Source organism: Mesotoga infera, assembly GCF_900157305.1.
GTDB classification, from domain to species: Bacteria; Thermotogota; Thermotogae; order Petrotogales; family Kosmotogaceae; genus Mesotoga; species Mesotoga infera.
In genome coordinates this window covers 1,666,759-1,682,894 of record NZ_LS974202.1, presented here as the reverse complement: position 1 = coordinate 1,682,894, position 16,136 = coordinate 1,666,759, and the positions used below count along the sequence as shown (strand labels likewise).

Annotated in this window: 12 protein-coding genes; 7 read left to right on the top strand and 5 right to left on the bottom strand. The window is 47.0% G+C overall.

Annotation, left to right across the window (positions count from 1 at the left end; all coding sequences use genetic code 11):
• Nucleotides 1-88 precede the first annotated feature (88 nt).
• The gene (locus tag MESINF_RS07540) at nucleotides 89-1,258 is read left to right on the top strand and encodes a TraB/GumN family protein (protein WP_169699249.1); all 1,170 of its coding nucleotides are present in this window, start codon (nucleotides 89-91) and stop codon (nucleotides 1,256-1,258) included.
• Between the two features lie 148 nt (nucleotides 1,259-1,406).
• Here MESINF_RS07540 and MESINF_RS07535 read toward each other — a convergent pair whose 3' ends face one another.
• The 4 genes from MESINF_RS07535 to MESINF_RS07520 form a co-directional block, all read right to left on the bottom strand.
• A complete protein-coding gene (locus MESINF_RS07535) occupies nucleotides 1,407-1,730 on the bottom strand; it encodes a hypothetical protein (protein WP_231936668.1) in 324 nt (107 codons plus the stop codon).
• Between the two features lie 87 nt (nucleotides 1,731-1,817).
• Entirely contained in the window at nucleotides 1,818-2,699 is an 882-nt protein-coding gene (locus tag MESINF_RS07530) for a transposase (RefSeq protein ID WP_169699247.1), read from the bottom strand.
• 483 nt (nucleotides 2,700-3,182) lie between these two features.
• Nucleotides 3,183-3,683 carry a hypothetical protein gene (locus MESINF_RS07525; protein WP_169699246.1) on the bottom strand — a complete coding sequence of 167 codons (501 nt, stop codon included), beginning with the start codon at nucleotides 3,681-3,683 and terminating at the stop codon, nucleotides 3,183-3,185.
• 23 nt (nucleotides 3,684-3,706) lie between these two features.
• The gene (locus tag MESINF_RS07520) at nucleotides 3,707-4,210 is read right to left on the bottom strand and encodes a hypothetical protein (RefSeq protein WP_169699245.1); all 504 of its coding nucleotides are present in this window, start codon (nucleotides 4,208-4,210) and stop codon (nucleotides 3,707-3,709) included.
• Between the two features lie 315 nt (nucleotides 4,211-4,525).
• Here MESINF_RS07520 and MESINF_RS07515 point away from each other — a divergent pair, with 315 nt between their 5' ends.
• From MESINF_RS07515 to MESINF_RS07505, 3 genes are all read left to right on the top strand, one after another.
• Complete coding sequence (locus tag MESINF_RS07515; protein ID WP_169699244.1) at nucleotides 4,526-5,461, top strand: inorganic phosphate transporter; 936 nt, start codon at nucleotides 4,526-4,528, stop codon at nucleotides 5,459-5,461.
• Nucleotides 5,462-5,824: 363 nt separating this feature from the next.
• Complete coding sequence (locus MESINF_RS07510; protein ID WP_169699243.1) at nucleotides 5,825-6,769, top strand: pyruvate kinase; 945 nt, start codon at nucleotides 5,825-5,827, stop codon at nucleotides 6,767-6,769.
• Nucleotides 6,762-8,900: a Tex family protein gene (locus MESINF_RS07505; protein WP_169699242.1), complete on the top strand. Its 2,139-nt coding sequence runs from the start codon at nucleotides 6,762-6,764 to the stop codon at nucleotides 8,898-8,900. The genes MESINF_RS07510 and MESINF_RS07505 overlap by 8 nt, the downstream gene beginning before the upstream one ends.
• Before the next feature lie 414 nt (nucleotides 8,901-9,314).
• Here the strand turns inward: MESINF_RS07505 and MESINF_RS07500 are convergent, their stop codons facing one another.
• Nucleotides 9,315-10,796 (bottom strand): serine hydrolase domain-containing protein, encoded by a 1,482-nt coding sequence (locus MESINF_RS07500; RefSeq protein ID WP_169699241.1) that lies wholly within the window; start codon nucleotides 10,794-10,796, stop codon nucleotides 9,315-9,317.
• A gap of 340 nt (nucleotides 10,797-11,136) precedes the next feature.
• Here MESINF_RS07500 and MESINF_RS07495 point away from each other — a divergent pair, with 340 nt between their 5' ends.
• The 3 genes from MESINF_RS07495 to MESINF_RS07485 are packed head-to-tail and all read left to right on the top strand — an operon-like array spanning nucleotide 11,137 to nucleotide 16,131.
• Nucleotides 11,137-13,641 (top strand): ABC transporter substrate-binding protein, encoded by a 2,505-nt coding sequence (locus tag MESINF_RS07495; RefSeq protein WP_231936667.1) that lies wholly within the window; start codon nucleotides 11,137-11,139, stop codon nucleotides 13,639-13,641.
• Nucleotides 13,642-13,699: 58 nt separating this feature from the next.
• The gene (locus MESINF_RS07490) at nucleotides 13,700-14,740 is read left to right on the top strand and encodes an ABC transporter permease (RefSeq protein WP_169699240.1); all 1,041 of its coding nucleotides are present in this window, start codon (nucleotides 13,700-13,702) and stop codon (nucleotides 14,738-14,740) included.
• Entirely contained in the window at nucleotides 14,737-16,131 is a 1,395-nt protein-coding gene (locus MESINF_RS07485) for an ABC transporter permease (protein ID WP_169699239.1), read from the top strand. The genes MESINF_RS07490 and MESINF_RS07485 overlap by 4 nt, the downstream gene beginning before the upstream one ends.
• The last annotated feature ends 5 nt before the right edge of the window (nucleotides 16,132-16,136 follow it).

The window sequence follows — 16,136 nt, the reverse complement described above, 5'->3', positions numbered from 1 at the left end:
CACAATTGATAATCTCATAATTGAGAGCCGGATGCAATATTGTGATTAAATAGTCTTTGAAAGAATATAGAAAGGGCCGGTGATTGATTTGTCAGAGACGGTACATAGAATACAGCTCAAAGATAAAGAAATAATACTGATTGGAACCGCTCACGTATCTAAAAACAGCGCCGAAGAAGTGAAGCAGGTTATAGAGGAAGAGAAACCCGATTTCGTTGCGATCGAACTTTGCAACTCGCGTTACCAGTCGATGCAAGATCAGGATCGCTGGAAAAAGACGGATATCGCCAAAGTGATAAAGGATAAGAAATCCTTTTTGTTGCTGGCTAATCTTATTCTCTCCTCTTACCAGAAGAGAATGGCCAAGCAGATCGGGATACAGGCCGGACAGGAGATGCTCCAGGCGATAGAGTCGGCCAGGGCGACCGGCGCACAGCTGGTGCTGGCCGACAGGGATATACAGGTGACCTTCGCGAGAATCTGGGGAAACCTGGGTTTCTGGGGGAAGGCCAAACTCTTTTTCAGTCTCGTTCTCTCGATCTTCAGCGACGAAAAGATAACCGAGGAAGAACTGGACAAAATGAAATCGGGCGACATGCTGACATCAGCCCTGAGCGAGCTGTCCAAATCCTTCCCACAACTTAAAGAAACGCTGATAGACGAAAGGGACAAGTACCTCGCCCAGAAGATCAAGGATGCCCCGGGAAAGAAGATAGTCGCAGTGGTTGGCGCTGGTCACGTTCCGGGCCTTAAAGAGGCTATCAAGGAGGATCAGGACCTAGCAGCTTTGAGCAAAATCCCACCTAAAAAAAAGACCGGTAAGATAATCGGCTGGACTATATCGATAGCAATAATTTCGCTGATAGTAGCGACGGTTATCGTTAACCGCGACGCCGGCCTCGACCAAATACTGAGCTGGATACTTTGGAACGGCTCTCTCTCGGCTCTGGGAACACTGGCCGCATTCGGGCACCCACTTTCGATACTCACGGCCTTTGTAGTCGCTCCGATAAGTTCTTTGAATCCGTTGCTCGCCGCCGGCTGGTTCGCCGGTCTCGTGGAAGCCATGATAAGAAAGCCCCATGTCTCGGACTTTGAAAACCTTAGCGAGGATGTGAACTCCTTCAAAGGTTTCTGGAGAAATAGAGTCACACGTATACTGTTGGTAGTGGTTCTTGCGAACGTTGGAAGCACTATCGGGACTTTCATAGGTGGAGCCGATGTAGTAAGAATATTCATTAAATCCTTCTGGGGATGAGGTTTTCGGTGAACTCGTCTCAAGTATGAACACATTTTACCGGTATCGCTTGGCAAAGCCGGCCATTTGTATCTATCGGGCAGCGAAAGCTCAACTCAATATCTAATAAAGTGGGTTGCTCCTCTAGTTCTTGTGAAAAGTGATCCCTTCATTTTCTAGGACAGACGTGGTCGATCCACAGCTCTTGGCCACCGATCGAAAATGAGTTAATCGCTCCCAGAAGGTTCAGAACGCCTTTCTGGCCTACGGCGTTTGTAATTGAGATATTGACTCCGCCAATAACGGCACCGTTTATGTCGGCAAAGTTCTGAACGTTCTTCAGATCTCCGTTAACCTCGACGTTGATATTTCCGCCGTATTCGCCGTAGTAGAGAATAAGTCCGTTGGGTACTGACGGGAAGGTAAAGGCAACTGTGATGTTATTGAGGTTAACATCGAGACCGGTATGCCCGGCGAGCCCTTTGTTGTCCACTTTCAAATGCCTGTTGTTCGTTGGTGTGCCGTTAGACCAGTAGAACTCCTTTAAAGTTACGCTTAATCACCGTATCCAATAAACAAATCAGCAACAATTGAGGTAATCCAGAATAGGATAGTTGAGCACGAACTTGGAGAAGGCAAGAGTAACAACCGTTAGAAATAGTGCCGTTACTCTGGACAAGAGATCATCTCTGCCACCTTTTCTGGGAATCTCCACTCTGAACACCTCTTTCATTTTCTGGAACAGCCTCTCAATCTTCCATCGCTTTGAATATGTCTGTGAGTGCTTCTCCTTGAAGCTCGAGTCCTTCTTTCTCGATTTCGGTCTCACTATGGCCCTTAGATCGCCTTCTTTGGTGAATTGGGACAAGAAGCTCCATTTGAAGTAACCCCTATCGGCTATAATCAGACCGTTGAGATTGTCCAGCATCTCCTTTCCAACTCTAGCATCGTCTTCATTGGCCTGGGTCAGCTTGAATTTGACGGGTATCCCTTCTTGAGTGATTATGAAATGTACCTTCTTTCCCCAAAAGAATCCGTCCCTGTTTTTGCCGAACTTCAGATTCTTACACTTTTTTATCCCCTGATTTGTGATGTCCTTTATCGGTGTCGAGTCGATTATGTATGTTCCGCCTTTTATGCTTTCTATGATTCTCCTGCTTATAGCTTCAATATCCAGCCTTCTCAGTCTATATGATAATGTCTGCCTTGATGGAAGCTCACCTATCACTTTCAACACCCTCTTCTTTCCTTCGATCATTTTGTACATCTCAACGATTGAGCTACAACGGAAAAGTATAAAAATCACATACAACAACACTATCGTTCTGTCCGAGTACTCTCTCGGTCTTCCTTTCACCTGCCTGTGCGCAGGTATTATCTCTCTCACCGCTTCCTTCACTTTTCTTATGTCCTTTGGTGTTATCATTTCTTCGGGACTCTCTCCTTTCGTTTTGTTTTTCATACACAAAAAACATTCTATATGGAGTTGAGTCCCTTTTCTTTTGCCTTATTTCTTTCCTCGCCTATTTATTGGATACGGTCCGCTTAATGGATAATAATGCTCCGGAACTCCCCTGTAATTAATATCTATATCGGTATTCACGATTATTTTTCCCACCGATTTAATCCATTGAAAATCGATAGATATATCTGGCAGATATTTAAAAACGCATTGAGTACAGAAATAGTAATTTACAGGTGAATCGAAACGGTTATACAAAGGTTGCTTTTTTTAATTGCAAAAAGGATCATGATATTGCATGAGTTGAGGTAGTGATCCAGGTAGATTTTTTACTTGTGAGAGCCAGGACTTATTATCAACCTGCATGGCGAGTTTTTTCAGATGCCATCATTAAGCTTATATCCAGACACCTTTTTCAACTCAATTTCTAGAAAGATTCTTCTAATCCATCAAATATTTTTCTTCTTAAAATTGCCCTGGATCTCAGTTCATTTTCGCCAATGAATATTTCCCGAGTTTTGTGGGAGTCCAGGGAACGAGATACATTTCCATATCATCCATATTGTGCCACCACAGCTCGACACCCTCGATTTTTTCAGGAATTATTCCTTTGTCGAAATCAAAGATATAAGAAGCCTGAAGCTTGATTTCTTTCTTCTCAATGAGGATTTTACCGTTCCTGTCGTATGTGACAAAATCAAACAAGAGTATGCCGCTTCTATTCTTGTCTAGCTCAAGTATTAGCATCTTTCCAAGCCTGTCTTCATCTGTAAGGTAGATAAGAATGTCGCCATCATTGAGCATTCGTTTTTCATTTCTCGAGATATTGATCTTATCCGTTGTCAGATTCACACTGAAGCTCTCTATATCCAGATAAGTAACTGAGCAGAAACTATTTCTGTACGCCTCAACAGTTGGATTTCTCGAAATGCAAGAGATTGCAATCACGGTTATCACAATGGCGGTAGCAAGAGATTTCTTCATCTTCAAACACCCCTTCTGTTCTCTTAGAATCTATAGCCTATCTCAAAATCGAATATCTTACCGACAGTCTCTTTGAATTTTTGCAGAATAGGATCTACGTTGAGCTCTATGTAATAACCGGGACTAAAATTCATCCCAACTCCCAGTCTGAGAGGTGAAAAACCCAACTGTGACTGCTCTCCAAAAGCGAACGTGTGGCCGATATCTCCTCTAACATAAAAAGTATCAAGATCGAGTTTCAGTCCAACATAACCGTACCAGGCAATTCCGGGAATTATAAATGAAGGCTTTACTCCGGTGTCTTCCGAAAGAGTAAACACAAGAAACGGAGTTGCTATTCCAAAAGACAAAGGATCAAAATCATACCGTAAGTCAATACCAAGAACGTCTATTCCAACAAATCCGGAAAGAGGAGTATTCGAAAAAGATTCGGTTTGCGCGGCAACACTGATTAATCCGAGAGAAAGGCTTCCAAACGAAAGTGAAGTGACAAGCAAAAAACAAAGTACAAGAACGGCATTCTTCATAGCTTTCACCCCCAACGTTCATTGTACGTCCACAACGGAAAAAAACGTTCTGGATTTAAGACTATTTACTAAGTTGCCAAAGAATCACGCGCAGGTCTCATGGAAAGTCAATCTTCACGGGAACTCTTTCTATTTTCCAGAGAAAATTCTTGGAACTAAATATCGACTGGTTTTATCCTCGATTCGTGAGTTTAGCCTGCATATCAAAAACATATCTCCAATACGAACTGGGAAAACATTCGCATAAAGATCACCTAATATCTTAATTATAGGATTGTTCGAAGATCGTATTTTTCCCTTACTTGGAGGCTTGATATGTTTCTTGCAGTAGTTTCGGCGGTATTTTTCGGATGGGCACTGGGGGCGAACGATGCGGCAAACGTTTACGGTACGGCCGTGGCTTCTGACCTTGTCAAGTTCAAAGTTGCGGTCGCCTCATCCGTGATATTTATACTCATAGGCGCGGTCTTCGCCGGCTCTAGAGTTCTTGAGACTATTTCCAGCCTCAGTTCGCAAACCGTCTTTACAGCTGTCACTGGGACTATTGCAGCAGCCTTGACGATGACCATCATGACTCTTCTGGGTATTCCCGTTTCCTCTTCACAGGCCATGATGGGAGCTATATTCGGTGTCGGAATGTTCCAGGGAACGGCCGACTGGTCTATATTTCTGAAAATAGTGGTTTGCTGGGTGGCCACTCCTGTTGGCGCCGCCGTGGGCAGTTTCTTTCTGTACCGAATAATATCTATTGTCTTTGCAAGGATAAAGACCAAACCGACACAGAATTTTGCTTTGAAAATAGGTGCCATCGCCATAGGAGCTTACGGTTCATTCGCACTCGGGGCAAACGATGTGGCGAACGTCATCGGTCCATTTGCGGGGATAATGCCGGTCAAAGTCGCCGTGCTGATGGGAGGCATAAGCATAGGCCTTGGCGTGATCACTTTCGGCAAGCGCGTAATGTACACGGTGGGAAAACAGATAATCACTCTCGATCACTTCGCCGCAGTGATAGCCGTGCTTTCCATGTCGTCGATTGTGTGGATGTTCACACTGCTCGGTATACCGGCCTCTACCTCTCAGGCGATAGTCGGGGCAGTTGTTGGAGCGGGATTCGCTGGAGGCACGAAAGACATTAATCTGAAGGTTCTGAAGAAAATAGTTTTGGGGTGGGTGCAAACTCCGCTCGTTGCCGGACTCTTCTCCTTTTTCCTATGTCTTTTACTTGATCTTGTTATCAAGATCTTCTAATTACGGATTAAACTTTCTAACCATCAGGGTTTTTCAAAAGGAAGGACCACTAATTGCTTTGATGCTGTTTAGGGACCTTCTCCTCTGTTGAGTGAATTATGAAGGTTCCCGAAGTGGTGTCTTACGAGATCTCGCCGTTGAAATCATTCTTTTGTCGCCATAATTATCCAACCGCCCAGATAAATTTGTGCCACATTATGAAATACAACACAAGCAAACCCGGTCTTCACAGGGCCATAATGATGAAGAACCTCGCCTTGTGTTCAGTCATTATCTCCCGAACGAATCGCTGGAGGGATCATTCAAGATGACAGACATTCTTTCTCTCGGTTGACTGTTATAATCTTGCTAGAGGTGATCGATATGACCAAGTTCTCTATCGTGGCTACCGTGAAGGACAGGAAGCTCCTAAAATCCGTCGAAATGATGCAGGCCAGTGCAGTAAGGTTCAACTCTTCCCATTGCGATCTGGGTGAACTCGAATCCTTTCTTGAGTACTACAACCGCAACTGTTCGCTTCCTCTTTATTTAGACCTTCAGGGAGCGAAGTTCAGACTTTCGCGTAATCAGCTGGAATTCGAGATCAAGACGGGCGAACAGGTGATTTTAGGAAGCTCGGGTTTGGAACTAAAAACAATTTCTATAGACCCTCGAGCTCTGTCGTATCTTTCTGCGGGGATGAGAGTCTCGATAGAAGACGGCAAAATCGAGCTGGAGGTGCTGAAAGCAGAGTCCGAATACGCGAGAGCGCTGGTTCTGAGAGGCGGTACAATCAGGGCTGCCAAGGGAATGAATATTTCTCCTCATCCAGTCAACCAGATAGAGCTTTCGTCAAGGGATGCAGAGATAGTAGCGCTCAGCAAAAAGTACGGCTTTATAAGGTACGCGTTGTCCTTCGTCTCTTCGTCCTGCGAGGTTACTGAACTCAAAGAGCTGTCTCAAAGACCGGTCGCTTCAAAGATAGAGCGCGAGCTCCCTTTCGACAGGATAGAGGATATCGCAAAGGCCAGCGACGAAATCTGGTTCTGCAGGGGTGATCTCGGAGCCCAGCTCGGTACTAGGGGGTTGGTTGACTTCTACAGGTTCTTCACCAGAAATATCGAAAGGCTCAACAGACCGGTCCTGATGGCTGGCGAGGTGCTCGAACACATGGTGGATCACCCCTGCGCCACGCGGAGCGAGATCTGCCACCTCGTAGATATTAAGGAGAATGGTTATGCCGGAGTTGTTCTCTCCAATGAGACCGCTTATGGCTCCTTCCCGATCGAGACAATAAAGACAGTTCTGGAGGTTACTTCCGATGAGTGAAATGGTTCTGGATATAGCACGATCGCTCGGTCTTCCCGCCTGGAAAGTAGAGAATGCTATCGAACTTCTTGAAGACGGGAAGACCATCCCTTTCATAGCCAGATACAGAAAGGAAAAGACGGGCGAACTCAACGAGATACAGTTAAGAGACATAGCTGACACACTGGAGTATATGAAAAAGCTTCAGGCCAGAAAGGAAGAGGTTCTTCGTCTGATAGAGGAGAAGGGAAAGCTCACAGACGAACTCAAAACCAGAATAGTTGAGGCCGGCACTCTCCAGGTTGTCGAAGATCTCTATCTGCCTTACAAGTCCAGGAAGAAAACCAGGGCCGACAAGGCCAGAGAAAAGCAACTCCAGCCACTGGCCGACTTCCTTAAAACTGCCAGGAAGAGAGATGACGACTTCATAATCGGTTTCGTAAACGCCGAACTAGAAGTGTCAACGGTCGAAGGGGCTCTGGAAGGTGCTCGCGATATCCTGGCCGAAGAGTTCGCACAGGATATCATGATAAGGGAGCGAGTCAGGAACGAGCTGAAAACCAAAGGTATTATTAAGAGCGAGAAGACCGATTCAGAAGACGAACGAGCCGTGTACAGGGATTACTATGACTTCTCTCAGCCGATAAATCGCCTGGCAGCGCACAGGGTTCTGGCACTATTCAGAGGCGAGCGTGAAGAGATTCTCAAAGTGCACCTCGAGCTTCCTTTCGATATACTGCCTTCTCTGAAAAGATTGGCGGGATGGACCGACTCTTTGACTTATTATAGCGAGCTGGAAGAGGCGGCCATCGATTCCTTCTCACGGCTCCTCTTTCCTTCGATAGAGAGAGAAGTAAGAACACAAATACGCGAAGAAGCCGAAACCAGGGCCATACACGTCTTCGCCAGAAACCTCAGAGACCTCTTTCTTCAACCTCCTCTGGGAGAAAAAGTCGTTATGGGAATTGACCCCGGTTACCGCACAGGTTGTAAGCTGGCAGTTATAGGAAGGGATGGGGCACTGCTCTACCACGATGTGATCTTCCCGACTCCGCCACAGAACGATTACGCTGGCTCGGCGATGAAGGTCGTCCAGGCGACCAATCTTCTCGGGGTGGAGCTCATATCAATCGGAAACGGGACGGGTTCAAGAGAGACGGAACAATTTGTGAGCAGACTCATAAAAGAACATCGACTGGCCATAAAATATATGATTACCACAGAATCGGGTGCCTCCGTTTATTCGGCCTCGAAAGTAGCCATCGAAGAATTCCCCGATCAGGACGTAACCACCCGCGGTGCGATATCCATCGCCAGGCGAGTGCAGGACCCGCTTGCCGAATATGTGAAGATACCACCAGAGGCGATAGGGGTCGGTATGTACCAGCACGATGTGAACCAGTCGGAACTAAAGAAAGCCCTGGATAGAGAAGTGGAGTCGATTGTGAATATGGTAGGTGTCAATCTCAACACGGCCTCGGAGCATCTTCTGAAATACATCTCCGGTCTTGGCCCGAAGATCGCTGCGAGTATAGTTAAATACAGATCCGAAAACGGCCCCTTCAGAAACAGGAAGGATCTAATGAAAGTTACCGGTCTCGGTCCTAAAGCCTTCGAACAGGCGGCCGGTTTTTGCCGGATCATAAACGGTGATGAGCCTCTAGACGGAACAGCCGTCCACCCCGAAAGTTACGCGATCGCCAGAGAACTACTGGACAAGATAGGTGTCTCTTCAGAAAAGCTTTTCGAGAAGCGCCTCGAATTGCCGGAAAGACTAGCGAGGATAGATGTCGAAGAGTTTTCAAAAGAAAAGAACTTCAATCCGATAACGGTCAGAGAGGTCATCGGCATGCTCAAAAAGCCCGGGCTTGACCCCAGGGAAGAGCTTCCTCAACCTCTGCTGAGAACCGACGTACTGACCATGGAAGACCTCGCCTCTGGAATGGAGCTAGAGGGAACGGTGAGAAACGTGGTCGATTTTGGAGCCTTCGTCGATATAGGCGTGAAGCAGGACGGTCTCATCCACAAAAGCAGGATGGGTAACAGGGTCAGAGATCCTCTCGAGGTACTCAGTGTCGGCCAGATAGTGAAAGTGAAGATTATCGAGGTTGACCTGCAGCGAATGAGGATTGGGCTCGAACTGCTGGCGTAGAAAATACTGCAGATACAAAAAAAGCCGCCTTTCGGCGGCTATCAATCGGGATATTCCAGGGGGTTTCAACATGCCTGTCCGTCTGTTCCAGAATCTGTGGTTAATGTTGGACTGTGCATATTGCGGTGCTCAGGTGCTTTGTCTGGTTGTTAATGACCGGTTGAGCTTTGGGGGTTGCAAAGGTTCTTCTTGTCTTCCTGTTCTTCTTGATATAATTCTACCCAATTAACTCGGCTTTGTCAATATACGTGAGTAGTTTTATCGGGATTAAATGTAAAGAATCAATTACGAAATTTCAGGGTGAGGAAAATATCCGCAGACAGGATTCGCCCTTCAAAAGAGCGGACGGCTCATCCGTTTTTCCGAGGACGGGTATGAGGCTTTGCGTATGTGTTCGGACTGAGTTCAGAACCTCTAAGGGAGCAAAATGAATAGTCCTGCCAGCAGGACAAAAATCATGCTTCCAACCAGTTCCTGGCTCATGTACCAGGGTATCTTTTCAAATGCGATCATCGGTGCTGAATTGGGGAACAAATAACTCTTCGCGCCCTCGGTTTTAAAAGCAACGAGGCTTTTTTCATTCTTTGCTGTCGCAAGGTCATCGTCGATGAAGCAGTATTCTATGCCCTGTATGATAAGATCTCCATTTGGCGACATTTCAGCGGTAATGTCCGGATTCATCCAAGACCTGAGTCTTTCAAAAGGATCAGAGAAGATTCTTCTGTTAGATATGTAATCACCGGTTAGCTTTATCTTATCGAAGTAAGAGACTTCCTTCCTTTCGATTGATCGATCGGCGGGATAGAATCTGTCTATGAAAGCATTGAGCAATGCATCTCTTGCAGAACCTTTTCCATTTGAGTTGAAGGAAACGAATAATCCCCAGTTGTCTTCAGGAGAGAACACCAGGAGAGAGTGAAAGAGACCCGTGTCACCGCCGTGCCCGATCAATCGAAGTCCGTTCATACTCATTTCGTAGAAACCATAACACATTCCGTTGAGCCTTGGATCATGCCGAAAGTGCACACTTTGCATTAATTCGGCGGTCTCCTCGTTCAGGATACGTTCTCCCTCGAACTCCCCCTTCTGGATATTGGCTATTATGAATTTCGCCATATCGCCGGCGCTCGATGTGATTGATCCGGCGGGCGGGATGGTGATTTTCTCGAAAGGAGTCGGAGACTCGTTCCTTCCATCCACGTAGTAGTAACCCGTGCTCATTCTCGCCCTGAGATCGGGTTCGAGTTCTTGCTTTACGGTTGTGCTGTTCATTCTGAGCTTCTCGATTATATTCATATCCACGTAGTCGGAGAATTCAACACCCGAGACTTCTTGAACGATATATCCCGCCAGAGCCGTTCCATAATTCGAGTACGCCGCGAATTTTCCCGGTTCAAATGCACGCTCCGGTATTTGTTTTAGAGATTCCCCGAGTGGTTGCACGGTGTATTCTTCGAACTGAATCGGGTTGTACGACGTTTCTTCAAATCCAGGTGTATGCGTCAATAGATTCTCAATTGTGATCGGTTTTGGGAAAGTGTCTGGAATTTTGAACCCGGAAATGTAATCATTGACATTCGCCTCGAGATCTATTTCTCCGAGTTCATATAACTGCATCAGCGAGATCCAAGTGAATAGCTTTGATACAGAACCGATTCGTACCAGTGAATCGGCTTTCATCGGTGTCTTACTTTCAAGATTGGAATAACCGTAACCCTGAACATATAAAACCTCTCCATCGCTTACGAAACTAAGCACGGCACCGGGAATATCATACTTCTCCAGGATATCGTTCATCGTGATGTCAAAAAACTCAGTAATCCCCTTTTGTTCAAAAGTCATCCCAGAAGCAATAATGACCAGCAATACAAACAATCCTAGCAGCGCTTTTCTCATTATTTTACCCCCCAAGTAAATAACTAATGATTGTTTCATTCGATTATATCATTAGAAAAACAATATCATTCATCGTTTCGGGACTTTGAGTCATGATTGTTCGTTGCCGGCAAAAACACAGTCATATTCTACCTCTATTTAGGTTTTTGGTTTTAATGGTATATAATAATATACAGGCAGCAGCTAGTTTGACAATTGAAAGGGAATGGTTACTCTGTAAGCGGCTCTGTAGTAATAACCATTATTTCTTTTCATTCTTATCTTTTTGTCCACACCAATAAAGAAGGAAAACTCTGGTATATTTACCAGAAAAATCTCTAAAAAAAGGGGGCGAAGTACCTTGAGTAAGAGGTTAACGTTAGTCTTACTGTTAGTCTCCATGGTTATGGCATCTTTTGCTTTTGCCGTGGAGAAAGGTCCGATTTCAGACATTGTCTATTTCAACGTGAGAATGAAAGAGGAGATCGCGCTGAAGGACACAGCAGAAGGTATGACAGACATCTTCATGTATGGGGTCCCGGGTCCGGTGATTTTCGGTCTCGACCAGGCGACTAGAGACAAACTAGATCTATACACTGTACCGTCCGGTTCATGGTCGCTTCTGATGAACCCCGTACCCAACCAAGCACCATACACTCTCGAAGTGGCCGGCAAGGAAGTTTTCAACGCCTTTGCTATCAAGGAAGTAAGATTCGCCATGAACTTTCTGATCAACAGGCAGTTCGTCACCGACGAAATCCTTGGCGGAGCAGGCTTCCCGGCCTTCACCATGGCCACTGAAGGTCAACCTGGAACTTACAAGTACAATTTGTTGGCTACCAAGTTTGGATTCACGGCCGAAGGAAACGAGACTCTGGCAATCGAAGAGATAACTAAGGCTATGCAGGCTGCCGCAGAGCTTCCTGCAAACGCGGGCAAACTTGTAAAGAAGGCCGATGGTTTCTGGTACTTCAACAACGAGCCGGTTACCATAAAGTTCATAATCAGAGTAGATGATCCCAACGGTCGTCTGAGACTTGGAGAATACGTTTCCAACCAGCTTGAAAAGGCCGGTCTAAAGGTCGAGAAACTTCTCTGGGACAGAAGCAAGGCTGGAAGAACAGTCTATGGTGGAAGCGATCCCAAGGATCTAGTCTGGCAGATGTACACCGAAGGCTGGGGTGCAGGCGCGACGAGAGCATTCTGGGAACACATAGTGGCCCAGATGTACGCTCCATGGTACGGCTACATGCCTGGCAACCAGACCGAAGGTTACTGGAACTACGTTCAGGACGAGATAGACGAGGTTACCATGAAGGCCTACACCGGAAACTTCCTCACCGAAGACGAATACTGGGAACTGGCTCTCAGAGGTCTCGAACTGGGACTTGAAGAGGCAGTGAGGATATACGTTGTCAACCAGCAGGACTTCTTTACTGCAAATGCGGCCAGATTGGTAGATAGATTTGCCTACGGTCTCGGTGACGGTTTGAACGGCTGGTCGATAAAAACGGCTAAAACGCAAGACGGAGTTCTATTTGTTACGCTCTTCTCGGCTATGGGTTCGCTGTTCATGGATGCCTGGGATCCGATAGGGACCGACGGTTTCAGCAGTACCTATTCCAGTGCGATCGCAGAGAACCTATACGATCCGGCGATGTTCGAAAGCCCAGCTTCGGCCATACAAACTCCTCTTAGAGCTATTCCAATCGAGGTCGATACTAAGGTTAGAAGGGACGAAGAGGGTAACGTGGTCGGTGACTTCGATGTTCCAGCCAATGCGATCAACTACGACCCTGTTAGTGAAAAATGGGTCGAGGTCGGTGAAGGCCACAAATCAATGTCAATGGCAACCTATGAATTCAAGTTCGGCAATTTCCATCACGGACAGCCAACAACAATAGCAGATTTCTTGTATGCCCAGGGCTTCCTCAACGAATGGGCAAACAAGGAAGGCGATGACGATCCTCTGTACGAACAGGGTTATTCATCGAAGCTCAAAGAACAGCAGGATACATTAATCGGTTGGGTAATCCATCCCGACGATACCATAACCGTGTATTTCAACTACAACTTCCCGGCCAGTAAAGAGAGAGTTGCAGGCTGGGGTGCACCTGGAATCAGCGTATCGGCCTCCGGTCAGCCAGTCGGTTGCGCCTGGGAAATCATAGAGGCACTCGCGCTTATGATAACAGAGGGAAGCCAGTCCGGAACTACCTACGCCATCACCAGGGATCCGGCGGTCACGGAAGTCGATGTCCTTTCTCCGAGCTGTGTTAAGGATATCGCGGCTAAGTTGAAGGAAATGATCGATAGAAAGTACATACCTAACTACATCAAGGGTTTCGTGACCGAGGAAGAAGTGCTCGCCAGATACAACGCTGCGCTTAACTTTATCGACAAGTACGGTCACGCCTATATAAGCAACGGCCAGTACTATCTGGCAAAGTTCGACACAGCCTCTAACTTCGCCGAACTGAGAGCCTTCAGAGATCCAACCTATCCGTATGAGAAGGGGTACTGGAAGGAATACCTCAGGGCAACTAGGTTGAGAATCGACCATCTCGACGTTCCAGCCATATCTACTTTCGGAATGGATATCAATGTGGTCGTAGATGTCTCCGAAGTTTTATATCCGGAAGACACCGCTGTTCCAGCCACAAAGGGATCGGTCGTAGTTACGCTGATAACCGACACAGGCGAGTTCAGTTTCGATGCGACATTTGTCGGTGACGGTTTCTTTGAGGCGGTAATCCCGGCAAGCGCACTCGAGGGTCTTGCGGCGGGTTCCTATAACGTAATGGCCATAGCTTCTCTCGAAGGAGCCGTACCAGCCTCCGCTTCCGCACAAGTCGTGCTTTACTGATAAATACCATTCATGATAGTACCCCGAAAGGGGTACTATCATTCTTCTGAGGTGCAATATGTACTGGAAATATGCTTTGAAGAGAGTTCTGTACGGTCTGCTAATGTATGCTATCCTGGTATTTGTCTTCTCTGCTCTCTTCAACACTGTTATGGAACAAACCCTTAGGGCCCAGATAGAGGAGCAGGTACGAAGCGAAACAATGCGTATGACAAACAGAAGCGCACAGCAAATGCAAGACTATGTAGTGGTTAGAAAGGCCGAGCTTTACTCGCTTTACAGGCTCGATAGACCGGTGAGCGAAAGAGTTTTGTGGCGCACCTGGGATACTCTGACTTTCAATTTCGGCAACTCGACCCTGATAAGATCTGCTGACGGAAGTAGAAGTGTCTGGAGAATAGTTTCTGAAGCGATTCCCAACACTTTGTTGCTCTTTACGGTGTCAATATTCGTTGATATCATAATCGGTGTCTGGTTGGGTCTAAAAAAAGCACAAAAGGCCGGTGGCGTCCTCGACAAGAGTACATCGGTCGGTACAATGGTCGTTTTCGGCATGCCCTCGTGGTGGCTGGGAATGCTGCTGATAATGTTCTTCGCATATACGATAAGAATATTTCCTTCCGGAGGGTTGCACTCGACACCTCCACCGGAAGGGATCGCATATTTCTTCGATCTCATTTACCATCTTGTGCTTCCCGTCCTCACGCTGGTCGTTCTAGGCTTCTGGGGAAGGGCCTTCCTCACCAGAAACATAGTCCTGGGAATCCTCCAGGAAGACTACATAATGGCAGCCAGAGCCAGAGGCATACCTGAACGCAAGATCCTCTACGGTCACACGATGAGAACGGCCGCCCCTCCCATAGTCACGATGTCGCTTCTGGCGCTTCTGGCATCGGTTTCCGGAAACATAGTCTTCGAGGGAATCTTCTCATGGCCGGGGATGGGAAACTTATACTGGGTTGCCCTTCAGCAGAACGACGTACCGGTACTCATGGGTAATCTCGCCGTTACTACCGGGCTGTACATAGGCGGGTTGGTCATTCTGGATCTCATATACGGGCTTCTCGATCCCAGGATCAAGGTTGGTGGTAAGGCATGAGGTGGACCGATATAAAGGATTCTATAAAAGACTTCTGGAATGAATTCAGAAAGGTGAAGTCCGGAATAGTCGGCATAATTTTTCTCGGTATATTTCTATTCATTCTATTTTTCGAGCGTTTCATAGTGCCGTTTCCGCAGGTGAACAACAAGTGGAGAGATATTACCTTCTGGCAGGATCTGCCTTCCAGCGCCGCCCCCGAGTGGACGAACTTATTCACCTCAAAAAAACGTGCGGTATCGGAATCTATAGGAGAATACGCCCTAACTGAAAAAGCTGCCGGTACTGTGAAAATACTCGAGTATGTTTTTGAGTACGACTATAAGGCCGGAGTTGCGCCTTCGGATCTCATTTTCCACGCCGAGGGAACCGGAAAACCAACCGTCATTCTGACGATAGAAAGGCCCGATGGTTTGACGCTGGATCTATTCAGAAAACAAATGGAGATGAACAGCTCTCAGGAGATAAGAGTTGCGATAGACAAATCCAGTCAAAGTGCCGCCTATAACTTCGGGAGAAAGTACGATTCCGTAGAGGGGATCCCTCTTCAAACGGTCAAGACGACGGACGTTATCTTCTCCAAAGCTCAGATAGGGATGTTTAGAGCTCCATCGGCTTTAAACGGTGTTTACAAAGTGAAAGCCACCCTGATGCTTCAGAAGGCCGACGAAAGAGTAGATAAGGTTTATTTGAACGTTGTCGGAAGGGTCTTCGGCATACTGGGTACAGACAACTCGAAGAGGGATATCTGGAGCGGGGTGCTGGCCGGAGTGAAATGGGCCCTGCTGATCGGGCTTCTCACGGCAGTCATATCGGTCTCGATCGGCGTGATCTACGGGGTCATGAGCGCGTACCTCGGAGGCTGGAAAGACTCCTTAATGCAGAGGATCTTCGAGATATTCATAAGCGTTCCACTTCTGCCGGTTCTAATAGTCATGAGCGCGGTCTTCAAGCCCAGCATATGGGTGATCATACTCATAATGAGTATCTTCTACTGGGTAGGGCCGGTCAAGACCGTCAGGAGCATGGGATTGCAGATAAAGGAAGAGACGTACATAGAGGCATCCAGAGCACTGGGCGCTTCGAACGCCAGAATCATCTTCAAACACATGGTTCCGCTCCTCATTCCTTACGCCTTCGCCTCCATGGCCCTCTATGTACCCGGCGCCATCGTCGTAGAGGCGACCATAAGTCTGCTCGGCCTGGGTGACGCCACGATAGTCACTTGGGGTCAGATTTTACAGAGCGCTCTAAGTGGTGGTGCAGTTTTGAGCGGCATGTGGTGGTGGGTAGTACCGCCGGGGCTGGCGATAGCGCTTATGGGAATGACCTTTGCGTTTGTAGGGTTCGCGATGGACAAGATACTGAACCCGAAGCTGAAGACGAGGTAAAGAAG